Source organism: Hymenobacter saemangeumensis (assembly GCF_039541835.1).
In the GTDB taxonomy this organism is placed as follows: Bacteria; Bacteroidota; Bacteroidia; order Cytophagales; family Hymenobacteraceae; genus Hymenobacter; species Hymenobacter saemangeumensis.
In genome coordinates, this window is sequence record NZ_BAABGZ010000076.1 from 34,540 (window position 1) to 59,096 (window position 24,557).

The 24,557-nt window shown below is 56.4% G+C and carries 23 protein-coding genes; 12 read left to right on the forward strand and 11 right to left on the reverse strand.

The window, feature by feature from the left end:
- Positions 1-36: 36 nt before the first annotated feature.
- Together der and era are read right to left on the reverse strand one after the other, a co-directional pair.
- On the reverse strand, positions 37-1,365 hold the full coding sequence (der, locus tag ABD919_RS19185) for a ribosome biogenesis GTPase Der (protein ID WP_345237677.1): 1,329 nt from the start codon (positions 1,363-1,365) through the stop codon (positions 37-39).
- Positions 1,366-1,530: 165 nt separating this feature from the next.
- Positions 1,531-2,427: a GTPase Era gene (era, locus tag ABD919_RS19190; protein WP_345237678.1), complete on the reverse strand. Its 897-nt coding sequence runs from the start codon at positions 2,425-2,427 to the stop codon at positions 1,531-1,533.
- Positions 2,428-2,650: 223 nt separating this feature from the next.
- Between era and ABD919_RS19195 the strand changes: the two genes are divergently transcribed.
- Complete coding sequence (locus tag ABD919_RS19195) at positions 2,651-3,346, forward strand: hypothetical protein (protein WP_345237679.1); 696 nt, start codon at positions 2,651-2,653, stop codon at positions 3,344-3,346.
- Here ABD919_RS19195 and ABD919_RS19200 read toward each other — a convergent pair.
- Positions 3,268-4,407, reverse strand: coding sequence for an AraC family transcriptional regulator (locus tag ABD919_RS19200; protein WP_345237680.1), 1,140 nt, complete (start codon positions 4,405-4,407; stop codon positions 3,268-3,270). The two genes, ABD919_RS19195 and ABD919_RS19200, sit on opposite strands and share 79 nt — an antisense overlap.
- A 227-nt stretch (positions 4,408-4,634) precedes the next feature.
- Between ABD919_RS19200 and hemH the strand changes: the two genes are divergently transcribed.
- Positions 4,635-5,678 (forward strand): ferrochelatase, encoded by a 1,044-nt coding sequence (gene hemH / locus ABD919_RS19205; protein ID WP_345237681.1) that lies wholly within the window; start codon positions 4,635-4,637, stop codon positions 5,676-5,678.
- Between the two features lie 102 nt (positions 5,679-5,780).
- On the opposite strand, the gene ABD919_RS19210 is transcribed toward hemH, so the two are convergent.
- Entirely contained in the window at positions 5,781-6,227 is a 447-nt protein-coding gene (locus ABD919_RS19210; RefSeq protein WP_345237682.1) for a PRC-barrel domain-containing protein, read from the reverse strand.
- Between the two features lie 21 nt (positions 6,228-6,248).
- A complete protein-coding gene (locus ABD919_RS19215) occupies positions 6,249-6,899 on the reverse strand; it encodes a hypothetical protein (protein WP_345237683.1) in 651 nt (216 codons plus the stop codon).
- A 142-nt stretch (positions 6,900-7,041) separates the two neighbouring features.
- Here ABD919_RS19215 and ABD919_RS19220 point away from each other — a divergent pair, with 142 nt between their 5' ends.
- Positions 7,042-8,043, forward strand: a complete 1,002-nt coding sequence (locus ABD919_RS19220) for a DUF2157 domain-containing protein (protein WP_345237684.1) — start codon at positions 7,042-7,044, stop codon at positions 8,041-8,043.
- Positions 8,033-9,214 (forward strand): hypothetical protein, encoded by a 1,182-nt coding sequence (locus tag ABD919_RS19225; RefSeq protein ID WP_345237685.1) that lies wholly within the window; start codon positions 8,033-8,035, stop codon positions 9,212-9,214. The genes ABD919_RS19220 and ABD919_RS19225 overlap by 11 nt, the downstream gene beginning before the upstream one ends.
- 74 nt (positions 9,215-9,288) lie before the next feature.
- Here the strand turns inward: ABD919_RS19225 and ABD919_RS19230 are convergent, their stop codons facing one another.
- Together ABD919_RS19230 and glmM are read right to left on the reverse strand one after the other, a co-directional pair.
- Entirely contained in the window at positions 9,289-10,431 is a 1,143-nt protein-coding gene (locus ABD919_RS19230) for a cysteine desulfurase family protein (protein WP_345237686.1), read from the reverse strand.
- 104 nt (positions 10,432-10,535) lie between these two features.
- Complete coding sequence (glmM, locus tag ABD919_RS19235) at positions 10,536-11,933, reverse strand: phosphoglucosamine mutase (RefSeq protein WP_345237687.1); 1,398 nt, start codon at positions 11,931-11,933, stop codon at positions 10,536-10,538.
- A 75-nt stretch (positions 11,934-12,008) separates the two neighbouring features.
- Between glmM and mazG the strand changes: the two genes are divergently transcribed.
- From mazG to ABD919_RS19275, 8 genes are all read left to right on the forward strand, one after another.
- Positions 12,009-12,884, forward strand: a complete 876-nt coding sequence (gene mazG, locus ABD919_RS19240) for a nucleoside triphosphate pyrophosphohydrolase (protein WP_345237751.1) — start codon at positions 12,009-12,011, stop codon at positions 12,882-12,884.
- 269 nt (positions 12,885-13,153) lie between these two features.
- Positions 13,154-14,029: a MotA/TolQ/ExbB proton channel family protein gene (locus tag ABD919_RS19245; RefSeq protein ID WP_345237688.1), complete on the forward strand. Its 876-nt coding sequence runs from the start codon at positions 13,154-13,156 to the stop codon at positions 14,027-14,029.
- 89 nt (positions 14,030-14,118) lie between these two features.
- A complete protein-coding gene (locus ABD919_RS19250) occupies positions 14,119-14,748 on the forward strand; it encodes an ExbD/TolR family protein (RefSeq protein WP_345237689.1) in 630 nt (209 codons plus the stop codon).
- Between the two features lie 44 nt (positions 14,749-14,792).
- Positions 14,793-15,317, forward strand: a complete 525-nt coding sequence (locus ABD919_RS19255; RefSeq protein WP_345237690.1) for an ExbD/TolR family protein — start codon at positions 14,793-14,795, stop codon at positions 15,315-15,317.
- A complete protein-coding gene (locus ABD919_RS19260; RefSeq protein ID WP_345237691.1) occupies positions 15,317-16,147 on the forward strand; it encodes an energy transducer TonB in 831 nt (276 codons plus the stop codon). The genes ABD919_RS19255 and ABD919_RS19260 overlap by 1 nt, the downstream gene beginning before the upstream one ends.
- Positions 16,148-16,458: 311 nt before the next feature.
- Entirely contained in the window at positions 16,459-16,728 is a 270-nt protein-coding gene (locus tag ABD919_RS19265) for a hypothetical protein (protein ID WP_345237692.1), read from the forward strand.
- Entirely contained in the window at positions 16,721-17,713 is a 993-nt protein-coding gene (locus tag ABD919_RS19270; RefSeq protein ID WP_345237693.1) for a PstS family phosphate ABC transporter substrate-binding protein, read from the forward strand. The genes ABD919_RS19265 and ABD919_RS19270 overlap by 8 nt, the downstream gene beginning before the upstream one ends.
- Positions 17,714-17,767: 54 nt before the next feature.
- Complete coding sequence (locus ABD919_RS19275) at positions 17,768-19,408, forward strand: tetratricopeptide repeat protein (protein WP_345237694.1); 1,641 nt, start codon at positions 17,768-17,770, stop codon at positions 19,406-19,408.
- 74 nt (positions 19,409-19,482) lie between these two features.
- Here ABD919_RS19275 and ABD919_RS19280 read toward each other — a convergent pair whose 3' ends face one another.
- From ABD919_RS19280 to bamA, 4 genes are all read right to left on the reverse strand, one after another.
- Positions 19,483-20,553, reverse strand: coding sequence for an RluA family pseudouridine synthase (locus ABD919_RS19280; RefSeq protein WP_345237695.1), 1,071 nt, complete (start codon positions 20,551-20,553; stop codon positions 19,483-19,485).
- 83 nt (positions 20,554-20,636) lie between these two features.
- Positions 20,637-21,272, reverse strand: coding sequence for an OmpH/Skp family outer membrane protein (locus ABD919_RS19285; RefSeq protein WP_345237696.1), 636 nt, complete (start codon positions 21,270-21,272; stop codon positions 20,637-20,639).
- A 41-nt stretch (positions 21,273-21,313) separates the two neighbouring features.
- A complete protein-coding gene (locus ABD919_RS19290) occupies positions 21,314-22,000 on the reverse strand; it encodes an OmpH/Skp family outer membrane protein (protein ID WP_345237697.1) in 687 nt (228 codons plus the stop codon).
- Between the two features lie 38 nt (positions 22,001-22,038).
- The gene (gene bamA, locus ABD919_RS19295) at positions 22,039-24,552 is read right to left on the reverse strand and encodes an outer membrane protein assembly factor BamA (RefSeq protein WP_345237698.1); all 2,514 of its coding nucleotides are present in this window, start codon (positions 24,550-24,552) and stop codon (positions 22,039-22,041) included.
- Between the last annotated feature and the right edge of the window lie 5 nt (positions 24,553-24,557).

The window sequence follows — 24,557 nt, forward strand, 5'->3', positions numbered from 1 at the left end:
TTTTCAACTCCCACCAGCGCTCCCGAGCTGCCGGGCTTACTTTTTCCGGAACACAATGCCAATTGGCACGCCGGTGAAGTCGAAGTGCTGGCGCATGCGGTTTTCGAGGTAGCGCGTGTAGCTTTCCTTCACGTACTGGGGCAGGTTGCAGAAGAAGGCAAACACCGGGTTGTGCGTGGGAAGCTGCGTGGCGTACTTAATGCGTACGAGCTTGCCCTTAATAGCGGGCGGCGGGTACTTCTCAATCTCCTTCAGCATCACGTCATTGAGCTGGGAAGTCGGGATTTTGCGCCGCTTGTTCTCGTACACCTGAATGGCCGTTTCAATGGCTTTGTGCACTCGCTGCTTGTTCATTACCGAGATGAACACCACGGGCGGGTAGGCAATGGGGGCCAGCTTTTCCATGATTTTCTCCTCAAACTCCTTGGCCGTGTTGGTTTCCTTGTTTTCCACCAGGTCCCACTTGTTCACGAGAATCACCACGCCCTTGCGGTTCTTATCGGCCAGGGAGATGATGTTCACGTCCTGGGCCTCGATGCCGCGGGTGGCGTCCAGCATTACGATGCACACGTCGCACTCTTCGAGGGCGCGCAGGCTGCGCATGTTGGCGTAGAACTCAATGTCTTCGCTCACCTTCGCTTTACGACGCAAACCGGCCGTATCAACCAGGATAAACTCCTTGCCGAACGCATTGTAGCGGGCCGAGATAGAGTCGCGGGTAGTGCCGGCAATATCGGTCACGATGCTGCGGTCTTCGCCCAGCAGCAGGTTCACCAGGCTGGACTTGCCCACGTTGGGGCGGCCTACCACGGCAATGCGCGGAATATCGGACTCGGGCTCTTCAATGCCGGGGTCGTCGAAATGGCTGACCACGGCATCGAGCAGCTCGCCGGTGCCGTGCCCGTTCTGGCTGCTGATGGCGTAGATTTCGCCATCGCCCAGGCCCAGCGAGTAGAACTCGCCGGCGCTGTGGGCCCGCAGGTTGGTATCGGCCTTGTTGGCCACCAGGTAAATCGGCTTTTTGCCCACGTAGCGCCGCAGCACGTTGGCAAACTCCTCGTCGAGGCCGTGCACGCCGGCATCGGCATCTACCATGAACAGGATGACGTCGGCCTCGTCCATGGCCAGCTTCACCTGCTTGTTGATTTCGCCTTCGAAAATATCTTCCGAATTGTGCACATAGCCCCCGGTGTCAATCACGGTGAAGTTCTTGCCAATCCAGTCGCCGTAGCCGTAGTGACGGTCGCGCGTAACGCCGCTCTCGTTGTCCATAATGGCCTTGCGCTGGCCCACGAGGCGGTTGAAAAGAGTGGATTTGCCCACGTTAGGCCGCCCCACAATGGCGATGGTGTTCTTAACAGACATGTTGCGTTGCCCCAGCCGCCGGCCCGACCTAGTTTCGGCAGTGCCCGGGGTTATTTAAATAAAAGATGGTCGGAAAATTTTCTGAGCTTAGAACTTAGAATCGTTCTGGAACAGCTTATGCCAGAACAAGTCTAGGTTCTAAGCTCTCACTTCTAAGCTCTGGGATTATTGGTAGCCAAACCGGCTCAGCGCCTTGGGGTCGGTGCGCCAGTTCTCGTTTACTTTAACGTGCAGCTCGAGGAAGACTTTTTTAAGAAAGAACTTCTCCATCTCCTCGCGGGCCCAGGTGCCCACTTTTTTGAGCGCCTCGCCTTTCTGGCCGATGATGATGCCCTTCTGGCTGCTGCGCTCCACGTAGATGACGCCGCGGATGCGGATGATGTCGTCGTCTTCCTTGAACTCCTCAATGGCTACCTCGCAGCTGTACGGAACTTCCTTTTTGTACAGCTTAAAGATTTTCTCACGCACCATCTCAGCGGCAAAAAAACGCTCGGGCTTGTCGGTTAGTTCATCCTTAGGGTAGTATTCCGGGTGGATGGGCAGGCGCTCCAGCACCAGCTCCAGTACCCGCTCGGTACCAAAGGCATTGAGGGCAGAGATGGGCATCACCTCGGCGGCGTTGGGCAGCTGCTCTCTCCAGTACGCCAGCTTGGCTTCTACTTCGGCCTGCTCGGCCTGGTCAATTTTGTTTACCAGCAGGATGATGGGCGTGTCCTGCATCTTGCGCAGGCGCTCCACCACCGGCTCCTCGTCGTGCTTCTCGTAGATGTCGGTCACGAAGAGAATAACGTCGGCATCTTCCAGGGAGGAATACACAAACGACATCATGGCATTGTGCAGCTCGTACTTGGGCTGAATGATGCCGGGCGTGTCGGAATAGATAAGCTGAAAGTCGTCGCCGTTGAGAATGCCCAGGATGCGGTGGCGCGTGGTCTGGGCCTTGCTCGTGACGATGCTCAGCCGCTCGCCAACCAGCGCATTCATCAGCGTCGACTTGCCCACGTTGGGCTTGCCGATGATGCTGACAAAGCCGGCACGGTGGGGCTTGGGTTCGGGATTCACGCGGGATAGATTTGAAAATGAGGCCGCAAAGGTACGCCTTTAAACGGCAGAAAGCTAGGATGGGACCAGAAGAAGCCTCGGCCGTAGCCTGTTGCAGCCAACAGATTTTCGTCTTTGGTCAATTCGATTTACGGAAAAAGTCAGCAAAGGGCTAAGGGGGCAGCGGGACCTTTGCAAGGCATCAACCACCACATTTCTTTCCTCCATTTTCCGTCAGAAAGCCATGTTTATCGGTCATTTTGGAATCGGCCTCGGGGCCAAGGCCCTGCAGCCCCGCGCGTCGCTGGGCACCTTGTTTATCGCGACGCAATTCGTCGATTTGCTCTGGCCCAATCTGCTGCTGCTGGGCCTGGAGCGGGTAGAGATAAAGCCGGGCATCACGGCCGCCACGCCGCTCGACTTCGTGCACTACCCCATTTCGCACAGCCTGCTGATGGGCCTGGTGTGGGGCCTGGCGCTGGGCCTGGGCTACTGGCTCTGGAAGCGCCACCTGGGCAGCGCGGTGCTCGTGGGCCTGTGCGTGCCCAGCCACTGGCTGCTCGACTTGCTCATGCACCGGCCCGACCTGCCCCTGTTCCCGGGCGCCTCGCCCCTGCTGGGCCTGGGCTTGTGGAACCACCCGCTGGCTGGGCAGCTCGTGGAGGGGCTGGTGTTTGCCGGGGGGCTTTACCTCTACCTGCGCAGAACCACGGCCCGCAACAAAACAGGCGTCTGGGCGCTGTGGGGGCTGGTGGCTTTTATCGTGCTGGTGCATGCTGCCAACATGCTGGCCCCGCCGCCCGGCAGCCCCACTGCCGTCGCCTGGGCCTGCCAGCTGATGTGGCTCATCATGCTATGGGCCTACTGGGCCGACCGCAACCGCCGGCCGCGCCACCAGGTACCCGCGCCATCGGAACCGGCCCTTGTGGTTGCCGGGTAAAGCCTGCCAGGCGGGCTGCGCTTCGCCGCCGGCTGCAGCGCGGCCCGCCGAAAGGCCCCGGGCGTCTGCCCGGTCCACTGCTTAAAGCGGCGCACAAACACGCTGGGCTCGGCGTAGCCCAGCAGAAAGGCAATGTCGGCGGTGCTTTGCTGCGGCTGCTGCAGGTGGCGCAGGGCCAGCTCCCGGCGTACCTCCTCGAGCAGCTGCTGGTAGCTGTGCCCGGCTTCTTTCAGGTGCAGCTGCAGCGTGCGGGTGCCCAGGTGCAGGCGGTCGGCTACCATGGCCAGCGTTGGTACGTTGCCTTTTAGTAGCTTCACAATCTCGCGGCGCACCCGCTCGGCCAGCGGCGGCTCCGGCCGGGCTGGCAGCTGCGCCAGCAAGGCCGCGGCGTGCTGCTCAAACAAAGCAAAAAGCGTAGGGCTGGCATTTCGAATGGGCAGAGCCAGCGCTTCATTGGGCAGAAGTATGGCAGTTTCGGCGGCCCCAAACTCCAATGGAGTGGGGCCCAGCACCCGCTCATGCTCCCGGCTATCTGCTGGCCGGGGATAAGCCAGGCGCACGGCCGCGGGCCGCACCGCCTGCCCGGTCAGCGCCTCAAACGCCGCCAGGTACACCGAAAGCTCCGAGTTTAATACATGCTGCGGGTAAACAATGTCGGCACTCAGCAGCTCCAGTTTCAGCCAAACGCCCCTTTCTTCCTCGGCGGCCGGAGCCAGGCTGGTTTTTACGCCCATGCAGGCAATGTCCTGGTAGCGGCACAGCTGCTGCAGGGCCGCGCCCAGGGTGAGCGAATGCATAAGCACATACGCCAGAATGCCGATGCTGCCGGCACTAACGAGGCTGCCCAAATGCAGGTCGAGGTAAGCGTTGCCGGTAGCCGCAATGGCTAAAGGCCATAGCTTCTGAATAGTGGCAATGGGAATACGGGCGTCGGGGTTGGCTGCCGTGGCCGCATCCAGCCCAATGGCCCGCTGCAGGGCCGTTACATCGGCCCCCTGCTGCCCGGCGGCCCACAGCAGCAGGTTGAGGGATGAAACCGGCAGCGTATCGAATGAGCGCATGGAATCGTGCTTAGGCAAGGGAATGTACAGTGCAGCCGGCAAACAAGCAGCCGGGTTGTTTGTCTGCATACTTTCCCTTCGCCCTGCACTTGATGAGCTGGCCATTATCGCCAGCGCTTTTTCCTGAAGGAACGGCCCCTGCATTTCTGCTTTTCCTGACAAAGCTCATGGTGCTGCCTGTTTAAAAATCACCTCAACTTTTCCGCCTGCTTCGGACCTTTGCTTTAATGAACTCAGCTGGTACCCCCTCCCGCCGCATTGGCGTTTTGCTTGTAAACCTGGGCACGCCCGACTCGCCCGAAACGCCCGACGTGCGGCGCTACCTCAACGAATTCCTCACCGACGGGCGCGTTATCGACATGCCGGCCGCTATCCGCTACCCCCTGTTTCAGGGGCTGGTGGTGCCGCTGCGGGCACCCAAGTCGGCTAAAATCTACAAGCAGCTCTGGACGGACCGGGGCTCTCCCCTGCTTTTTCACGGCCTCGACCTACAGGCCAAAGTGCAGGCTGCCCTGGGCCCGGGCTACGTGGTGGCCTTTGGCATGCGCTACCAGAAGCCCAGCATTGAGAAAGCATTGGATGAGCTGCGCGAAGCGGCCGTGGAGCGCATTATCGTGCTGCCGCTGTTTCCGCAGTACGCATCGGCCAGCACCGGCTCGGTGCAGGAGAAGGTGATGGAGATTGTGGGCAAGTGGTGGGTGGTGCCCAGCATCAGCTTTATCAGCACCTTCACCGACGACCCCGGCTTTATTGCCTGCTTCGCCGCGCTGGGCAAGGCCGAGATGGCCAAGCAGCACTACGACCATGTGATGTTCAGCTACCACGGTATACCCGAGCGGCACGTGCTAAAAGGCAGCCACAAGGGCTACTGCAAGCTGGGCAACTGCTGCAACAGCTACAACAAGAACAACCGCTACTGCTACCGCGCGCAGTGCTTCGAAACCTCACGCCTGCTGGCCAAAGCCATGGGCCTGGCGCCGGAGCAGTACACCGTGTCGTTCCAGAGCCGCTTGCAAAGCCGGCTGCGCGACCCCTGGCTGCAGCCTTACTCCGACGAGGTGCTGAAGGAGTACCCGGCCAAGGGAATCAAGAATGTGCTGGCTTTCAGCCCGGCCTTCGTGGCCGACTGCCTGGAAACGACCATCGAGGTGGGTGAGGAATTCAAGGAAATGTTCGAGGAGGCCGGCGGCGAGCACTGGCAGCTGGTTCCTTCCCTCAACTCCGAGCCCATGTGGGTAGAGGCCGTGGCAGCCATGATAAAGCAGGCCTAGCTTACCAGCTCTGGCTCCAGTCAGCAACAATAGATTAGGAAGCGTTGAAAAGGCAAATCAGGCCTTTTCAACGCTTCCATTTTACTGTTTAAGGGGCCGACACTACCCACGCCGGGCGCTGTAAAAAGCAGCGTCGCTGTAGGTGTCACGCTCATAAAAGCCCGCAGTGGAACCGGGCTCCTGCCCCAGGGCCCGCAGCATGGCTTCTTCGTAGTCGCGGGTAACCTGCAGCTCGATGTAAGGCGGATAGCTGAGAACTTTCTCCGAGTCCAGGGCCGGCACGAACACATTGTCGTCCTCGGCATCGATGGCAGCCACCCCGATGGGCAGCAGAATATGCCGCTCGTGCTCGTTGGTTTTGAAGTGGGCATCGAGTTCAATATCCAGATAGCGCACCTTTAGCGCTTCGGGCTCAACGATGAGCTCATATACCCGGCCCAGGGCTTTGCCGTCGGCCCCGCGCACAGTCCAGCCGCGCACGTCGGGGTTGCCATCGGCTACTTCAAAGTCGGTGAGGTCGCGCAAGCGGCGCAGAATGGGGGTTTCCATAGCTCTTCGGAACGAGGTTGATTACAATACGGGCGGCTCGCTGAGCGTGCGCACTGCCGCGGCTGCCTTGCTCAGAAACTGCTGGTTCTGCTGCTGCTCGGCCGGGGTGCTGTTGCGCCCCGACAGCTGAGCGGCCAGCTGCTGCAGCTCGTTGGCCGTAGTCTCCAGGGCCGGGTAGCCTTTCTGCTGCATGGCCCGGATTAAGCCGGCCGCCGCAACAAAGCCCGGCCGCAGCCGGGGAGTAGCCTCATTTAGACTGGTGGTGGCGCTGGTCAGGTTGTCGCGCTGCTCCCGAATGGCCGGGTCGCGAAAGTCGCTGCGGTCGGCCAGGTCAACGAGGGTGGCGGTAAGCATCTGCAGGCCGCGCCGGGCATAGTCGGGGGCGGCTGCATTACCGGCCGCCTGCCGGGCCAGCTCTTCCGGCGTCACCGGAGCCTGCTCCAGGTCGGCCGCTGCCATGGATTCCTCTGCTGCGGCTCCCGGCGCAGGCGCTGCCACAAGAGTATCGCCAGGCGCGGCCGGCAGCGCGGCCGGCGCAGGTGGAGTCGGCTCATCGCTGGGGTCGGGCCGCAGAAAGAAGTAGGCGCCCAGGGCCAGGGCCAAAGCAGCCAGCACCACCAGTATCCAGGGGCTGGGCGACGATTTCTTACGTTGAATGTTGATTTCAGCCATGCTGAAAGAAAGTAAAGAATAAAGAGTTTGCTTTTCTGTACGCGAAGGTAGAGGCTCGGTTTATCCCAAGTTTACAAGCGGCTTTATCTTATCCTGTAACTAGTACATTTACCTGCATTGCCTTACCCTTTCACACTGCCCTGTGCCTTCCGACCACCACCTTCTGCCCGACCTTGAAGCCCGGGGCCTGCTCCCGCCCGAGCAGGCGGCTACTATTGCCGCGTTTGAGCAAACCCGCCCTTTTTCCTTGCACTACGAGCTGCGGGCCACACTTTACTTTGGCATCACCCTGCTCACGGCCGGGCTCGGGGTGCTGATTTACCAGAATATCGAGCACATCGGGCATGGGGTGGTTATCGGGCTTATTGCCCTCCTCACGCTCGCCTGCTTTGCCTACGCGACCCGCTACCGCCAGGCCTTCACCTGGCAGGAGGCCCCTAAAGCCGGCGTGCTGCCCGACTACGTGCTGCTGCTCGGCTGCCTCACCTTCCTGATTCTGGAAGGCTACCTGCAGTACCAGTACGAGTTTTTCGGCACCCGCTACGGCCTGGCTACCATCCTGCCCGCCCTGCTGTTCTTTCCCCTGGCTTACGCCTTCGACCACCGGGGGGTGCTTTCCATGGCCATTACGGCCCTGGCCGCCTGGGTAGGCGTGAGCGTGGCCCCGCTTTCCGTACTCAGTGAAACTGACTTTTTCCATTCGCGGCTCGGCGGGGCAGCCCTGGCGCTGGGCCTGCTGCTAATGGGCGCCGGCCTGTACTCGGAGTACCAGGACCGCAAGCGCCACTTTGGCTTCACCTACCTTTCGCTGGGCAGCAACCTGGCTTTACTTACGGCCACGGCCATGCTGCTCAACGGGCCTTACGGCTCCCGCTTCTCCCCCGGCTTGCTCTGCCCGCTTATCCTGGCCCTGAGCTGCTTCTTGGTGTGGTACGCCCGCCGCACCCACTCGTACCTCTTTCTGCTGATGGGCATCATTTACAGCTACATCGTACTGACCTACGGCTTCTTTCAGCTGATTGACGTCATGCATAGCGGCGAAGGCGTGGTGTTTCTGGCTCTCCTCTACTTTGCGGGCTCAGCGGTTAGCGTGGTACTGCTTTTCATCAACATCCGGAAAATCCTGGGCATTCATGGCAGTTAAAGCTTACCACCCCGCCTGGGCTCGGAATGCCGCCGTACGCAAAGCGGCTTCCCGCTGGCAGAAGCAGGGCTTCATCACGCCGGGGCAGCATGCAGCTATTGAGCAGGCCCACCCGCTCGATTATTACCGCCCTCCCCTTTTCCTGCGCATCGGGCTGTTTCTTTTCACCTGCCTGGGTGCTTTGGCGGGGGCAGTCTTTGTCGGACTGGCCACGCGGTTCAACCTGCCCGCCATTTGCCTGCTTTGTGGTATCGGCGCCATCGTTTTGCTGGAAATCATTACCAGCAATCCGCCCCGCCACTACGGCTCGGGCTTCGATACGGCCTTGTTGTACTGCGCCCTGCTGGCTGTCGGCGTCTTCCTGGCCTACCTGTATGAGCAGGCGTGGGCCAATGCCTACTCCATCGACTTCGACAGCCCTGCCATTAGCGCCCTGCTGCTGCCGCTGCTGGCCGTATTCGGCGCCGCCACCATTCGTTATGCCGACCGCCTCGTAGCTGCCTGTACCTACCTGCTTTACCTGGCCACCATCGCCAATGGGCTGCTGCAATCTAGTCTGGGGCAAGCCCTGCTGCCTTTCGGTATCATGCTGGCCTCGGGCGGGGCATACCTTCTTTTTCGCCGGCTTAGCCGCCGGGACTATGCCTATTACTACCAAAAGCCCCTCACCCTGGTCAAAGCCCTGGCCCTAATCAGCTTTTACCTGGGCGGCAACTACTTCGTGGTGCGGGAAGGCAGCGCAGCCCTCCGCAGCCTGCCTGAATCGACGCAAATTTCCTTTGCGCCCCTGTTTTACTTGTTCACCGTCGCCATTCCGTTTATCTACATCAGCCTGAGCTTACGGCGGCACAACCGCCAGATGCTGTGGATAGGCTTGTTCGTAGTGGGCTTTTCCATCTACACCTACCGCCACTACCGCAGCCTGCTGCCGCCCGAATATGCCGCTACGCTGGCTGGCCTTGCCCTTATCGGGTTTGCCATCTGGGCCCTGCGCTACCTCCATACCCCGCGCTACGGCCTCACCGCAGCCCCCGACGACGAGCAGGCGCCCCTTATCAACCTCGAAGCACTGATTGTGGCCGAAACCGCCACGGTGCCTACGCCGGAGCCCGCGGGCTTCGACTTCGGCGGCGGTTCCTCCGGTGGAGGAGGCGCAACCGGTCGGTTTTAGCAGCAACCCTTCAACAAGCAAACGCCCCCTTCTGGGTCAGAAGGGGGCGTTCTACAGACAGTATTGCGGGGACGTTAGGCCGCTACCGGCTTATACAGCTTGGCCAGCTGCGCCACGGCATAATCCACTTCGTCGACGGTATTCATCTTGCTCATCGAGAAGCGCACCGTGCCCCGTCCCGGGTCGCAGCCCAGGGCCTCCAGCACGTGCGAGCCCGTCTGCGCCCCGCTGGTACAAGCCGAGCCCCCCGAAGCCGCCACCTTGCTGATGTCGAGGTTAAAAAGCAGCATCTCGTTGAGCGGCGACGGCGGCAAGCTTACGCTCAGCACCGTGTACAGGCTCTTATCAGCTTCCGCCGACAGCCCGTTGAAGCGTACGTCGTCAATTTCGGCTTGCAGCCTGGCAATAAACCGGTCTTTCAGGCCTTGTACGTGCTGCTGGTGCGCCGTCAAATCGCGGCAGGCAATTTCCAGGGCCTTGGCCAGCCCGACGATGCCGTACACGTTCTCGGTGCCCGAGCGCACGTTGCGCTCCTGCGAGCCACCGTGTATGAGCGGGCTCACCTGCAGGCCGCTGCGGCAGTACAGAAAGCCCACGCCCTTGGGACCATGGAACTTGTGAGCCGAGCCTACCAGGAACTGGTTTTTCAGGGCCTGCACGTCGTGCCGGTAGTGGCCCATGGTCTGCACGGTGTCGGTATGGAACACGGCATCGTGCCGGGCGCAAAGGTCACCAATGGCTTGAATGTCGTTCAGGTTGCCAATCTCATTGTTGGCGTGCATCAGGCTTACAAAGCTGCGCGTATGCGTGGCCAGTAGCTCGTCGAGGTGCTCCAGGTCGAGCTGTCCGAATTCATCGTGCTTCACATAGCTCAGCTCAATGTCACCGGCTTTTTCCAAGGCCTGCAGCGGGTGCAGCACGGCGTGGTGCTCCAGCTTGGAGGTAATGGCGTGGCGCAGCTTCAGGGTGCGGATGCTGCCAAAGGCAGCGTAGTTGTCGGCCTCGGTACCACCGCTGGTAAAGGAGACTTCTGCCGGTGCCGCATTGATGAGATGCGCCACCGTCTTGCGGGCATTCTCAATGGCCGAGCGCACCTGCCGCCCGGGCCCGTGCAGGCTGCTGGGGTTGCCGTAATGCTGCGTCAGAAACGGCAGCATAGCCTCCAGCACTTCCGGGTCCAGGGGCGTAGTGGCGGCGTTGTCAAAGTAGGCGTGCATGTAGTCAGTGCTTAGTGCTTGGTGCCTGGTGCTTAGCTTAGGCAGAAACTATATCTACAAACTTTATTACCAAGCACTAAGCACCAAGCACCAGGCACCAACTTCTAAGCCTTTACCGCAATAATTTCCTTAATGTCGGCAATAATTTTCTTTGCCAGGTGGTCGGCGGTGGCGTTCGAGTCCGACTCGGCATAGATTCGAATAATGGGCTCGGTGTTGGACTTGCGCAGGTGCACCCACTCCTTGTCGAACTCAATCTTAACGCCATCAATGGTGTTCACCGGGTGCTTGCTGTACTTCTTTTCCATCTGCACCAGCACGTTGTCGGTATTAATTTCCGGCGTCAGCTCAATCTTATTCTTGGAGATGAAGTAGCTCGGATAGGAAGCCCGCAGCCGGCTCATGGTCAGCCCAGTCTTGGCCAGGTGCGTCAGAAACAGCGCAATGCCCACCAGGGCGTCGCGGCCGTAGTGCAGCTCCGGGTAAATGATGCCACCGTTGCCTTCGCCACCAATAATGGCGTTGGTTTCCTTCATCTTCGTCACCACGTTCACCTCGCCCACTGCCGCGGCGGCATAGTGCCCCCCGGCCTTCTCAGTTACGTCGCGCAGGGCGCGGGTGCTGCTGAGGTTGCTCACGGTGTTGCCGCCGCCATTGGCCTTCAGCACGTAGTCAGCTACTGCTACCAGGGTATATTCCTCGCCAAACATCTCCCCGTTTTCGCTTACCAGGGCCAGCCGGTCCACATCCGGGTCTACCACGATGCCGAGGTCGTAGCCGCCCTTTTCCAGTACCTTGGCGATGTCGCGCAGGTGCTCGGGCAGCGGCTCGGGGTTGTGGGCAAAGTCGCCGGTAGGCTCGCAGTGCAGCTTCTCAATAGTAGTAACGCCCATGGCCTCCAGCAGCGCCGGCACGGCAAAGCCACCAGAGGAGTTCACGGCATCTACCACCACGCGAAACTTGCGGGCCTGCACCGCTTCCACGTCCACCAGCGGCAGCGCGAGAATGGCCTTGATGTGCTTTTTCAGGAAGTTGTTGTCCGTGGAGTACTGCCCCAGCTTGGTTACGGGGGCAAAATCAAACCCTTCGCTCTCGGCCAGGGCCAGCACCTGCTGTCCGTCGGCGTCGGAGATGAACTCGCCTTTGTTGTTGAGCAGCTTTAGCGCGTTCCACTGCTTGGGATTGTGCGAGGCCGTGAGAATGATGCCGCCGGCAGCCTTTTTCGCGGGCACAGCCATCTCAACCGTAGGAGTGGTGGAAAGGCCCAGGTCAACCACATCCAGGCCCAGCCCCTGCAGGGTAGCGGCCACCAGCCGGCTTACCATCTCTCCGGAGAGGCGGGCGTCTCGTCCAATCACAATAAGCTTGCTTTCATTGGCCTGCTTAGTTACCCAAGTGCCATAAGCAGCAGCGTATTTAACAACGTCGATGGGTGTCAGGCCTTGGCCGGCCGGTCCGCCAATGGTACCGCGGATGCCGGAAATAGATTTGATGAGGGTCACAATGAATCGATTTTTGAGAAGGCAAAAATAGGCATTCCCCGCGGCTTGCCGGTAGTTGAGTTTATCTTTGGAACAATGGAAAACCCTGCTGCCGCCTCCAACCCACTTCTTGACCCTGCCCGCCGGCCTGCCCAGCTCGAAGCTTTCGGCCGCCTGCTCGACGTACTCGACCGCCTTCGTACCGAATGCCCCTGGGATAAGAAGCAGACGCTGCAAAGCCTTCGCCACCTCACCATCGAGGAAACCTATGAAATCAGCGATGCCATCCTGCGCGACGACCTGCCCGAGCTGAAAAAAGAGTTGGGCGACGTGATGCTGCATCTGCTCTTCTATGCCCGAATCGCGGCCGAGAAGGGCGCTTTCGACATTGCCGATGCCTTGAATGCGCAGTGTGAGAAGCTGATTTCCCGCCACCCACATATCTACGGCGATGTGCAGGCGGACGATGAGGAAGCAGTAAAACGCAACTGGGAGCAACTTAAGCTCAAGGAAAAAGGTAATAGCGGTGTTTTAAGCGGGGTGCCCACTTCCCTGCCCGCTCTGGTCAAGGCCATGCGTATCCAGGAAAAAGCCCGGGGCGCCGGCTTCGACTGGGAAAAGCCCGAACAGGTCTGGGAAAAAGTCCAGGAAGAGTTAGCTGAGTTTGGAACCGAATACGCCCACGGCACATTTAACGAAATCACAACACCAGCCGCCACCGCTCAGGCCGAGCGGGCAGCCGCCGAGTTTGGCGACCTGCTTTTTTCGCTGGTCAACTTTGCCCGCTTTGCCGGCATCAATCCCGAAGAAGCCCTGGAGCGCACCAACCGTAAGTTTATTAGCCGCTTTCAGTACCTGGAGGCCGCCGCCACCGCCGATGGCCACCGCCTTGCCGACCTAACTTTAACCCAGATGGATGTGTATTGGGAACAAGCTAAAAATATCGCATCCTCACCTAACAAGAACAATTAATACCCGCTCCTTTTCCTACCATTTCCGTAAGGTTCGCCCAAGTTTTCTTTGGTCGACCGCTGGTTTTTGGTTAGGTTTGCCCAACTAAGACAGCTTCACCAAATATTGAACTTAGTTAAGTACAATTGAGGTGAGCGCCAGAGCTTCATTTTGGTAGGGTCTACATCCCCTGGTTGGTCTGCCAATGGCCTTCAACCAATTTTTTGCTTTTTCTTTACCTACACAATTCAACAAATTCTCACCAACAACCCCTCAAAATCTCCGGAATAATGGAACAGAAAAATGCCATGAACACGAGCCCCCGGCCCGCCGCTAAGGCCGCCACTACCGACGCGAAAAGCAGCGGTGGAGCTTCGCTGTTCTCCGTGCTGGCTATTATCATTGCCTTTATCGTCAGCGTTCTAATCTTCAAATTTGTTTTTGGTGACCCCAGCCGCTTCCAGGGTGGTAACAACGAAAACAACCCCAATCCCGGCGACTATCTGGCTATCGTATACAAGGGAGGTGCCGTGGTACCGGTACTGATGTCCATGCTGCTCATGGTTATCATCTTCTCGATTGAGCGCATGCTGACTATCAGCAAAGCCAAAGGCACCAAGAGCATTGAAGCTTTCGTTCGTACCGTTCGTCAGAAACTCAACACCAACGACATCAACGGCGCTATCGCCGCCTGCGACCAGCAGAGAGGCTCGGTTGCCAACGTAGTAAAGTCGGGCCTGCTCAAGTATCAGGAAATGAGCGCTGAGCGCACCATGGCTACCGACCAGAAAGTAATGGCCATCCAGAAAGAAATCGAGGAAAGCACCGCCCTGGAGCTGCCCATGCTGGAAAAGAATCTGGTTATCATCTCAACCCTGGCTTCTATCGCTACGCTGGTAGGTCTGCTCGGTACCGTATTCGGCATGATTAACGCCTTCGCCGCTCTGGCCCAGGCTGGTTCGCCCGATGCTGTGAAGCTGGCTAACGGTATCTCGGAAGCTCTTATCAACACGGCTCTGGGTATCGGCACCTCGGCTCTGGCCATTGTTGCCTATAACTACTTCACCAGCAAGATTGACGAGCTGACCTACAGCATCGACGAGGCTGGCTTCAGCATCATCCAAACCTTCGGCGCCCAGCACGCTCACACGGGTGGTCACGCTTAATGCCCTGCATTAAGAAGTGTTCGATTTGATGCACTAAAATGAGGGGATTGTCGTTGGCTCGGCAGTCCCCCTTTTAACCCCACCTTGCAATGCCCAAAGTAAAACCGCACCGCACATCGCCGTCGTTGGACATGACGCCGATGGTGGACCTGGCCTTCCTGCTGGTGACGTTCTTCATGCTCACCACCAAGTTTGCGCCAGATGAGGTTGTGGTAGTGGACACCCCCTCCTCAATCTCGGACATCAAGCTTCCCGAGAGCAACGTTATTACGCTTACCGTTGACAAAAACAAGCGGGTGTTTTTTGGCGTTGACGCGCCGGAAACCAGAAAGCTGGCCTTGCAGCGGGTAGCCGCCAAATACGGCGTCAACTTCACTGCCGACCAAGCCAAGGAATTTTCTAACCTGCCCAGCTTTGGCGTTTCGGTTGGCCAGCTTGGCTCTTTGCTCGACACGCCCAAAGAAGAGCGCAAGCCCTTGAATGACCAGGCGAAAGGGGTTCCGATGGATTCCCTCAACAACCAGCTCATCGACTGGGTGATAGAAACGCGTAAGGCCAACCTGGAGCTTTTTAAGAAGCCTACCTATATCGCCGTTAAGGGCGATGGCCAGGCCGATGTACCCACCGTACAGCGCCTGATTAAAGTGCTGCAGGAGCGCGACATCAACCGCTTCAATCTCATCACTGATCTGGAGAACAAGCCGGTAGCCGCCCAGTAAGGCGACTACTTAGAACCTTGTATCCTGTCAACTATTAAAGAATCATGGCAGAAATTCAACCGAAAGCCGAATCCGGTGGTAAAGGTGGGAAGAAGCGGGCCAAGAAAATGTCGACCAAAATCGACATGACCCCCATGGTGGACTTGGCATTCCTCCTGCTCACTTTCTTCATGCTGACCACCACGTTTGCCAAGCCAAACGTAATGCAGCTGACGATGCCGGTAAAGGAAAAAAATGAGGAAGAGCAGACCAAGCTCAAGGAGTCCGAAGCTTTCACAATCATTCTGGGCGAAGCCAACAAGGTGTATTACTACGCCGGTATGATTTCAGCAGAATCGAAGCCCGAGCTGAAAGTGACCAACTACGGTCCTGATGGTATCCGCCAAGCTATTCTCGACCGCCGTCGCCAACAGCCCAAAACCGTAATTCTCATCAAGCCCGATGAAAAAGCCGTGTACAAGAACATGGTGGATATCCTCGACGAGATGAACATTACGAATCAGCGTAAATACGCTCTGGTAGATATTGCCAAAGCTGACCAAGACTTAATAAAAGAATCCGGGCTATGATGGATAACGCACAAATAGCCCGCGCCAGCCTCAATGACATTGTCTTTGAGGGCCGCAATAAGGCGTACGGCGCCTACGTGCTCCGTCGCCTTTACCAGCGGCACGTAACGCGGGCTCTGATTATTGCAACGGCCATTTTCCTGTTGCTGATTTCCTTCCCGATTATTGCCCACTACCTTTCGGAGCGTAACCGGGTTGTCGAGAAGAAGAACCTCAAGGAAAACGTGCTGATGGAGGCGCCCCCGCTTGACGAGACCAAGCCGCCACCCCCTCCCCCACCCCCTGAGGCTCCGCCCCCCCCGCCGCCCAAGCTCACCACCATCAAATTCACTCCTCCGGTAGTGAAGAAAGATGAAGAAGTGAAGAAGGAAGAAGTGCCGGACCAGGAAGAGCTCAAGGAAAAGACGGTAGCCACCGTTACCGTGAAGGGCAACACCGACGTAGCTCCTCCCGACCTGGGTGAGCTTGCCGGTGACGGCGACAAAGTAGTTGAAGAGGTAGTTGAGAACAAGGTCTACACCTATGTAGAGCAAATGCCTCAACTGCCCGGTGGTGGTGGCAACGCAGCCATTGTAGCCGCCATTCAGAAAGCTACCCGCTACCCTCCGCTGGCACTTCGCAACCAGGTAGAAGGCCGCATCTTCGTAAGCTTCACAGTGAACGCCCAAGGCGACGTTTCCGACGTGAAAGTGGTGAAGGGCCTTGGCTCTGGTCTGGATGAGGAAACCATTCGTGCGGTGAAAACCCTGCCCAAGTTCATCCCAGGCAAGCAGAATGGTCGCTCGGTAAGTGTGTCTTTCACCGTGCCGATTACCTTCAAGATTCAGTAAGCATACACTGCTCTCACGCAGTAAAAAAACCCGAACAGCACCAAGGTGCCGTTCGGGTTTTTTTGTTTGCTTAAACCCACGCATACCGGGTAAGCAGGATTGACGTTAAGCACCTGCTGATATAAAGACGTCCTATGGCTGCAATTCCACCTGAGCAGGCATGAGTCTTTTACTCGGCGTAAAGGGCTTTTTTGATGAGAAATGCCGTTTTTCAACTTCTTTTGTCGCCTGTTAGCCTACTTACAGGCTCTGTTCGAACCTTTTCAGCCCAGAGCCGATTTTATAAGGCTCACCCGCTCACGCTTAAGCATATGTTGAACATTCCAACTACCGAGGAGCGCCTTGGAAAATCCCCGCAGCGTTTCGTGCGTTACTTTGTGCTGATAATGGCTCTGGTTTATGTCAGCCTTGGGATTTGGCTGTGGTGGACTGCAAACACTCCAACAACCGGTGGCCTGATACAGTTGGGCTCTACCCCTCGTCGGATTTTAGGCTCCGTATTCATCTTGTATGGCATGCTCCGCTTTTGGCGCGGCATGCAGTCCTCTCTTCGCAAAAAAACTACTATCGACCATGACTAAGCACCGTCTTCTTTATGCAGTCAGCCTAGGGGCTGCTCTAGGCAGCATATTAGCATTAGGGGGATGTAACAGTCAAAGCCCAACAGAACAGCTCAGCACGGCCACTACCGGTACCGTGGCAGTGGGAGTTGACGAAACCTTTGCACCTATCCTACAGGCCCAGGTAGATACCTTCTCCAAACTTTACCCCTATACGAAGGTGCAGATGAGTTTTCAGCCTGAAGAAAAGGTCATGCTGGATTTCCTCAACGACAATGTGAAGGTTGCCGTGATAGCCCGAGAGCTTTCCGCTGACGAACTGGCCGAGTTAAAGAAGCAGACTATTGTTCCTCGCACGACGCGAATCGGCATTGATGGGCTAGCCATTGTGGTACACCCATCGAATCCGGACTCCCTGCTGACCATGGGCCAGCTGCGTGACATTTTCACGGGGAAAGTGAAGCAATGGAATCAGCTAAGCGGCAAAAAAGTTTTAGGCGATATAAATGTGGTCTTCGACGCGAATAGGAGCAGCACAGTACGATTTGTGCGTGATTCTATTGCGAAAGGGGCCCCACTTACCACTCGGGTATTTGCTGCCGAGTCGAACCCGAAGCTGCTCGACTATGTTTCTACGCATCCGAGTGCAATCGGCGTGATTGGGGTAAACTGGATTTCGGACCATGATGACCCCGCCTCCATGAAGTTTCTCCATAAAGTCAGGGTGGCCAGTATAACCGCTCGCCCCAACCCTTCGGAGGACGACTTCATTCAGCCCTATCAGGTGTACTTGGCTGAGAAAACACCACAACAAATAGCCGACCACCCCGAGCTCCAGAACTACCCCCTCCGCCGCAACTTGTACATAATCAGCCGGGAAGCTCGCGCAGGTTTAGGCATGGGGTTTGCATCCTTTGTAGCTGGCAAGAACGGCCAATTGATTTTTCAAAAGTCCGGCTTGCTACCTGCCCAAATGCAGGCACGTATTGTGACTACCCAACGGTAGGTGTGTTTTGGCCGTACTTCATTTTACTTTTGCATTTCATTTTTTTCATTTCCTATGAGTTTCAAGCCCTGGAAAAAGCCGTTTATCACCGCCTTTGCGCTTGCGTTGGCCGGAAACACGGCAGCCATCGCCCAAAACGTGCAAAGCGCCCAGCGTGCAATAGAGCTGGGACGCTACTCTGAAGCCCGGGCCACCTTGCGGTCCGGCGACAGCCCGGAAGCAGTCTATGAAATGGGCCGCTTGTATCAGTTTCGGGATATGCCGGATTCGGCAGCCATTTACTTCAATAAGGCAGCCTCCCAGAGCCCTCTGGGAATGGTAGCCATGGGCCGTGCCTTACTGGCCAAGGGCGAAGTTTCCCCTGCGGAAGCTCAGTTTGATGCTGCGGTTAAAGCCACGAAGGGTAAGGATGCAAAAATCCTAACGCTTATTGCCCAGGCTTATGCTGAATCCGATGTAAAGGATATCAACAAAGCCTTGTCTTATGTAAAAGCTGCCGAGGCGATTAACAAGAAGGACGAGCCAGCACTGCTGGTTGCCCGCGGTGACATTTACCTGCATACGGACCAAGGCGGCGGTGAGGCCATGAACAGCTATGACCGGGCCACCACGGCCAACCCCAGCTATGCACAGGCATACTATAAGAAAGGAGTGCTCAGCGTTCGTGCGCGTAACTTCAACGCGGCCCGTGAAAACCTCAACAAAGCCATTGACCTTGACCCAAGCTACGCTCCTGCGTATCGGGAACTGGCCGACATGTATTACTATGCTGGCCAATACGAGCTGGCACTGAGCACCTTTCAAAAATATATCGGGCTGGCAGAAAAGTCTACCGCCACCGATGCTCAGTACGCTTCGTTCCTTTACCTGACCAAGAAGTACCCTGAAGCACTGACGGAGGTCAACAAAGTGCTGCAGTCTGACCCCAATAACCTGACCATGAACCGCTTGCGCGCTTACTTGCTGTATGAAACCGGCGATTACGCACAGGCGTCGACGGCGATGGATGCCTATATGAAAATCGCTCCGGAGAACAAGATTATCGCCGAAGACTACATCTATCAGGGTAAAACCCTGATTAAGGCAGGCCGGGCGGAAGAAGGTATTGCCATTGTGAAAAAGGCAGCTGCCTCGTCCACCGACCCCACTAAAACCGAAGCGCTGGAGAATGAGCTGGCCCAGGCTTACATGGCGAAAAAGGATTACCCGAATGCTATTGCTCTGTATAAGAAAAAGCTGGCCAGCGGCAAGGGTGACCTCACGGACCAGGCCCGCATGGCAATTGCTTTTGAAGGGGCCAAGCAGTACACTCAGGCAGATAGCGTGTACAATATTATTCTCACGCAAAAGCCTACTTACGTAGCTGGTTACCGCTCGCGCGCTCGGGTGAACTTCAACATGGACCCCGATTCAAAAAAGGGCCTGGCAAAGCCTCACTATGAGAAGTACATCGAAATGGCTTCTGCCGATGCTGAGAATGCAGCTAAGTACCGTGAGGGTATGATTGAAGCCAATAACTACCTGGGCTATTACCACCTGCAGAAGGGCGATAAAACGGCGGCCCTCCCGTACTATCAGCAGGTACTGGCCCTGGACCCTGCTAATAAAGATGCTACTACTGCTATCGGCATTATAAAGGGAACACCTAAAGCACCGAGCAAAGCTCCTGCAAAAAAGGCGGCTGCGAAGAAATAAGCTAGCCGGCCAAATAAGACAAAAGCCCCGACACGTAGTGTGCCGGGGCTTTTGTCTTATAGCAGCTGAAGGCGCTACTTTGCCTGTGTAGCAGCATACTGCTCCCATTTGGCTAGTACCGCGGAAAAATCGGCTGGTAATTCTGCCTCAAAGTATAGGTTCGCTCCCGAGGCGGGATGCACAAAGCCCAGAGAGCGGGCATGCAATGCTTGTCGAGGCATAAGTTGAAATGCGTTTTCAACAAAAGCACGGTAGGAAGCCGTATTCTGCCCTACCCGAATACGGTCGCCTCCATAGGTAGCATCAGCAAAAAGCGGATGGCCAATGTGCTGCATATGTGCCCGAATCTGGTGGGTCCGCCCTGTCTCCAGAACGCAGCGCAGCAGGGTTACGGGCCCGAACTCCTGCAGCACCTCATAATGCGTTACAGCATGCTTGCCCTGCTCTCCGTTAGGATACACTGCCTGCACCTTACGGTCGCGGAGGCTGCGTCCAATATGCCCACGTATGGTGCCGGCTGGCCCGGCTGGACATCCCCACACCAAGGCGAGGTAGCTGCGTTGAATGGTGTGGTGAAAGAACTGGAGTGAGAGATGCGTCATCGCAAACTCAGTTTTTCCAATAACCAGTAGCCCGGAAGTGTCTTTATCGATGCGATGGACAAGCCCAGGCCGGATTTCACCATTACGTCCGGTAGGCAGGTTTTCCAGGTGATAAGCCAGACCGTTGACCAGAGTACCCTGCCAGTTGCCATACGCCGGATGCACCACCATGCCGGCCGGCTTGTTTACGATAAGCAGTTCTTCGTCCTCGTAGCGGATATCAAGCTCCATTGGCTCAGGAACCACCTTGCCCTCCCTGGGGGGCTCCGGGAGGGTAATAGTAATGGTATCCTGTGGCTTTACCCGGTAGTTGGGCTTCACCGCAGCTCCGTTTACCTGCACGGCTTCTGCCCGAATAGCATCCTGAATTTTATTACGTGACGTATTACCTAGCCGGTTCAGGAGGAATTTATCGATTCGAAGCAACTCCTGTCCGCGGTCAACTACAATGCGGTGGTGCTCATAAAGCTCATCCTCTTCTTCCCAGCTCTCTTCGTCAGCTGCTCGTGGCAGGGAGCTGTGCTCATCAAAGTCTTCAGCCATTGTAAAGTGCGTGCTTCAAGGGTACGAAAAAAGCCGGGGCATAAGCCCCGGCTTTTACAGCCAAGTAAGTGAAGGATTGAGCCCTACTTCTTGGTTTTAACTTTGGTTTTGCTGTTGGTGGCCGGTGCAGGAGCAACCGATGGGGCCGGAGCAGGAGCCTGCTTCACAGCGTTGGCGCCGGGCGTAACGCCCATTTTCTTCAGCACCAGGTCAGAGATATCACCGTCTTTAGGACCGTGCAGCAGCACAGGGCTGGCACCGTCTGAGTTCAGCACGTAGGTGTAACCATTTTCTTCTGCCACCGCATCGATGTTTTTCTGGAGTTTGTCCAGAGCAGGCTTTAGCAAGGTCTGTTGCTTTTGCTGCAACGACTGCTCTGCATTCCGCTGGAACTCCTGAATAGACTGCTGCATGCCCGTCAGCTCTTTTTCCTTATCGGCCTTTACAATGTCGGTCATGGTGGCGGCACCTTGCTGATAAGCTTTGAGCTTGGTTTCATACTCCCCATACTTGCTCTTCAGCTGTGCTTCGAGCTGGCTGTTGTAGGCCTTCAGGTCCGACTCAATCTGTTTGCTTTCGGGCATCTGGCTCAGCACGTACTCTACGCTGGTATAACCAATTTTAAGAGGGGCCTGGGCCTGTGCAGAAGAGGCAGCCAAGGTTCCGAGGGTCAGAAGAGCGGCGGCGAGGGTCAGACGAATGGTCTTCACAATATTCATTAAAAAGAAAAAGGGTCAGAGTGTTGTAGAAACAAAGATAGTTATTTAGAACCTTTTTTTGCGGGACGAGAGGTTTTACCCGGTGCCTGATTGCCAGAAGCAGGGTCCGAAATACCGGAGTCCGTTTCAAAGCTGGGGTCTGCTGCCGGCGGCTTGGGCGTGGTTACTGTTTTTGCGGGCCCTTTCTTGCCAGGCTGGTTTCGGTCTTCAACGGCCAGTCCCAGCTCTTCCAGCACGAATTCAGTGTAATCATGCGCTGGGTTGGTATAGAGCATGGTCACATCACCTGATTTATCGAACAGCACCGCCAGCTGCTTTTTCTTGGCCACCTTTTCTACTGCTTCAAACACTTTATCCTGCACAGGCTTGGTTAGCTCCATGCGCTTTTTGAAAAGCTGCCCCTCGTAGCCGAAATGCTTATTCTGGTAGGCTTTGATATCCTGCTCTTTCTTCAGAATTTCATCCTGCCGCTTTTTCTTCATCGGCTCGGTAAGCACTACCTCCTCTGCCTGATAGTTGCGGTACAGCTTATCGAGGTCCTTTTTCAGGGATTCGATTTCTTTCTGCCAGGTTTCGGATAAAGTATTCAACTCCTGCTGAGCTTTGCCATACTCCGGCATCTGCCCCATTATGAACTCTGAGTCGACCCAGCCGAACTTTTGTGCGTGCGCAGAAGAAGCAGCTAGCAGCAGCGCTGCTGCCAGCGCAAGAGCATTTAAAATCTTCATAGCTGAGAAAACAAAAGATGCCGCGCCGAAGTGCCGTATTAGCGGATTTGCTGGCCGATTATGAAGTGAAAGTGGTTGGGGTCGCGAGCAGTAGTAGTTCCGGGAGGCGGCACTACCGCATCGAAGCCCCGGCCAAAGTCGAAGCCCAGCAAACCAAATGCCGACATGAAGATGCGGGCTCCAACACCGGCTGAGCGGTACAACTTATAAGGGTTGTAATTATTGTAGGAGTCGTATGAGTTGCCTGCTTCCGCAAATGCCAGCACGTACACCGTCGCCGCAGGGTTGAGGCTTACCGGATAGCGCATTTCCAGTACATACTTGTTGAAAGCTATACCCCCGCTCTGGTTATTCTGAGCCGTCGGTATAGCGTATGGGTTATTGGGGTCGTCGTAACCGCGCAAACCGATGAAGTCGGTGCCCACCAGGAAGTTGGCGCCGCCATTAAAGCCCAGGCCTGCCCCGCCCATCTTGAAACGTTCGAAGGGGCCAAGCTCCCGCAACGAGTTGTAAGTGCCCAAAAAGCCAAAGTGGGCTCGCGTATTCAGCACCAGCTTGCCTACAATGGGAGTAAACCACGATGCATCAAACATCCACTTGTGGTACTCAATCCACTTGTTTTGATCGGAGTGGCCGGGGTTAATTGAGGAATAGGGCGGCGTCAGGTTCACGCTCAGGCTCAGCGACGAGCCCCGGCGCGTATAGGTGGGGTTGTCGATGCTATTGCGCGACAGCGTCGTGTTAAAGACAATGTTGTTGGCATAACCCGTAGCAAAGCCCGGCAGCAACTGGTAATTCTGGGTTTGGTACTGACTAAATGAAAGCGAGTTACTTAACGTAAAGTAGTCATCTGGAACGCGCAGCTGACGGCCAAGGCCGAGGGTTGCGCTGTTAACCTTGATGAAACTGCCGCTCGAGGCATCGAAGTTGGTACCGGTGCGCTGTACGCTGTGGTTCAGGCTAAAGGAGAAAGAATTGGGACGGCGCCCCCCCAGCCAGGGCTCGGTAAAGGACAGCGAGTAAGCCTGGTACTGCAAGCCATTGGCCTGAATGTTCAGGGCAATGCGCTGTCCGTCGCCGGCCGGAACAGGGGTCCAGTTATGGAAGTTACCTGCTTTGCGCAACGAGAAGTTGTTAAATACCAGGCCCACCGTGCCAATGAACCCGGCAAAGCCACCCCAGCCACCCGAGAGGGTAATCTGGTCCGACGGCTTTTCTACAACGGTATAGTTGATGTCAACGGTACCATCAACGGCATTGGGCACGGGATTAATACCAATCTTCTCTGGGTCGAAGTAGCCCAGGGTAGCTATTTCCCGCTGGGAGCGAATCAGCAGTTCGCGGTTAAACTTGTCGCCGGGCAGTGTCCGCAGGGTGCGGCGCAGCACGTGGTCGCTGGTCTTGGTATTACCCGCAATGTTTACGTCCTTAATATGGGCCTGCACTCCTTCGGTAATGCGCATCTCAATGTCAATGGAGTCGCCCACTACCTTTTTCTCTACCGGGTCGATAGAGAAAAAGAGGTAGCCATCGTTCATGTAGAGCGAAGTAATGTCCTGCCCCGTAGGATTGTAGTTTAGACGCTTGTCCAGAACCTCCTTGCTGTACGCGCTACCGTTTTTAATTCCGAGTACATTGGACAGGGTCTTATCATCATACAGATAATTGCCACTCCAGGAGATATTCCGGAAATAGTACTTTGGACCTTCGTCTACAGTAATGCGGAGGGCTAGCCCTTTTTCATCACGGATAAGGGTATCGCTGACGATTGTTGCATCGCGGTAACCCTGGGCGTTGTAATATTCAATCAGCCCCTTTTTATCATCTTCGTATTCGCTCTTTTGGAACTTGCCGCCGGTAAGAATCTTGTAGAACTTGCGCTGCTTGGTCTTTTTCAGCTTTCCGCGCAGCTTACCGTCTTTGAAAGCCGTGTTGCCTTCAAAAGCAATATCATGAATCCGTATTTTAGAGCCTTTGTCTACCTCGATTCGTAGCGCTACACTGTTGGATAGCGAGGAGTCAGGCACTTGAACAATATTCACCTTGGTATCCAGGAAGCCTTTGTTGACGAAGAACTTACGCACTTGCGTGCGGGTATTGTTCATCAAAGCATCGGTTACGACTTTGCCACGGATGAGGGTTATTTTTTTCGTCAGCTCTTCCGCTTGTCCTTTCCGGATACCAGAGAAAGTAAATTTCGATAAGCGCGGCCGCTCCTTGAGATTATAGTCCAGGAATATTTTATTTCCTTCGATACGGGCAATGGTAACGCTGACATCTCCCAGGATGCCCTGCGCCCACAGCTTCCTAATCGATTTCCCTATCTCTTCTCCGGGAATGGTAATAGCATCGCCCACGCGGAGGCCCGTCAGGTTGATAAGCGTACTCGGGTCGAGATGACGCGCACCACTTACGGTAATGCCCCCTAGTTCGTACCGCTTGGGCTCTTCCCCCGAAGCGCCGCCTTGCGCAAATGCGTTACCCGAGACAATGCCCAGCGCACTTACCAACAAAAAAAGAAAACTCAAAAACTGATTGCGCACAGTAATCATTACAA

What these genes read in the sequence shown, in the direction of transcription:
- der (WP_345237677.1), bottom strand. Translation starts at nt 1,365, where the DNA reads ATGTCTGTTAAGAACACCATCGCCATTGTGGGGCGGCCTAACGTGGGC.
- ABD919_RS19225 (WP_345237685.1), top strand. Translation starts at nt 8,033, where the DNA reads ATGGCAGTTAAAGCTTACCACCCCGCCTGGGCTCGGAATGCCGCCGTA.
- mazG (WP_345237751.1), top strand. Translation starts at nt 12,009, where the DNA reads ATGGAAAACCCTGCTGCCGCCTCCAACCCACTTCTTGACCCTGCCCGC.
- ABD919_RS19270 (WP_345237693.1), top strand. Translation starts at nt 16,721, where the DNA reads ATGACTAAGCACCGTCTTCTTTATGCAGTCAGCCTAGGGGCTGCTCTA.
- ABD919_RS19215 (WP_345237683.1), bottom strand. Translation starts at nt 6,899, where the DNA reads ATGGCTGAAATCAACATTCAACGTAAGAAATCGTCGCCCAGCCCCTGG.
- ABD919_RS19255 (WP_345237690.1), top strand. Translation starts at nt 14,793, where the DNA reads ATGGCAGAAATTCAACCGAAAGCCGAATCCGGTGGTAAAGGTGGGAAG.
- ABD919_RS19250 (WP_345237689.1), top strand. Translation starts at nt 14,119, where the DNA reads ATGCCCAAAGTAAAACCGCACCGCACATCGCCGTCGTTGGACATGACG.
- ABD919_RS19230 (WP_345237686.1), bottom strand. Translation starts at nt 10,431, where the DNA reads ATGCACGCCTACTTTGACAACGCCGCCACTACGCCCCTGGACCCGGAA.
- ABD919_RS19285 (WP_345237696.1), bottom strand. Translation starts at nt 21,272, where the DNA reads ATGAATATTGTGAAGACCATTCGTCTGACCCTCGCCGCCGCTCTTCTG.
- ABD919_RS19195 (WP_345237679.1), top strand. Translation starts at nt 2,651, where the DNA reads ATGTTTATCGGTCATTTTGGAATCGGCCTCGGGGCCAAGGCCCTGCAG.
- ABD919_RS19260 (WP_345237691.1), top strand. Translation starts at nt 15,317, where the DNA reads ATGGATAACGCACAAATAGCCCGCGCCAGCCTCAATGACATTGTCTTT.
- ABD919_RS19275 (WP_345237694.1), top strand. Translation starts at nt 17,768, where the DNA reads ATGAGTTTCAAGCCCTGGAAAAAGCCGTTTATCACCGCCTTTGCGCTT.
- ABD919_RS19290 (WP_345237697.1), bottom strand. Translation starts at nt 22,000, where the DNA reads ATGAAGATTTTAAATGCTCTTGCGCTGGCAGCAGCGCTGCTGCTAGCT.
- bamA (WP_345237698.1), bottom strand. Translation starts at nt 24,552, where the DNA reads ATGATTACTGTGCGCAATCAGTTTTTGAGTTTTCTTTTTTTGTTGGTA.
- hemH (WP_345237681.1), top strand. Translation starts at nt 4,635, where the DNA reads ATGAACTCAGCTGGTACCCCCTCCCGCCGCATTGGCGTTTTGCTTGTA.
- ABD919_RS19280 (WP_345237695.1), bottom strand. Translation starts at nt 20,553, where the DNA reads ATGGCTGAAGACTTTGATGAGCACAGCTCCCTGCCACGAGCAGCTGAC.
- ABD919_RS19245 (WP_345237688.1), top strand. Translation starts at nt 13,154, where the DNA reads ATGGAACAGAAAAATGCCATGAACACGAGCCCCCGGCCCGCCGCTAAG.
- ABD919_RS19210 (WP_345237682.1), bottom strand. Translation starts at nt 6,227, where the DNA reads ATGGAAACCCCCATTCTGCGCCGCTTGCGCGACCTCACCGACTTTGAA.
- ABD919_RS19265 (WP_345237692.1), top strand. Translation starts at nt 16,459, where the DNA reads ATGTTGAACATTCCAACTACCGAGGAGCGCCTTGGAAAATCCCCGCAG.
- ABD919_RS19200 (WP_345237680.1), bottom strand. Translation starts at nt 4,407, where the DNA reads ATGCGCTCATTCGATACGCTGCCGGTTTCATCCCTCAACCTGCTGCTG.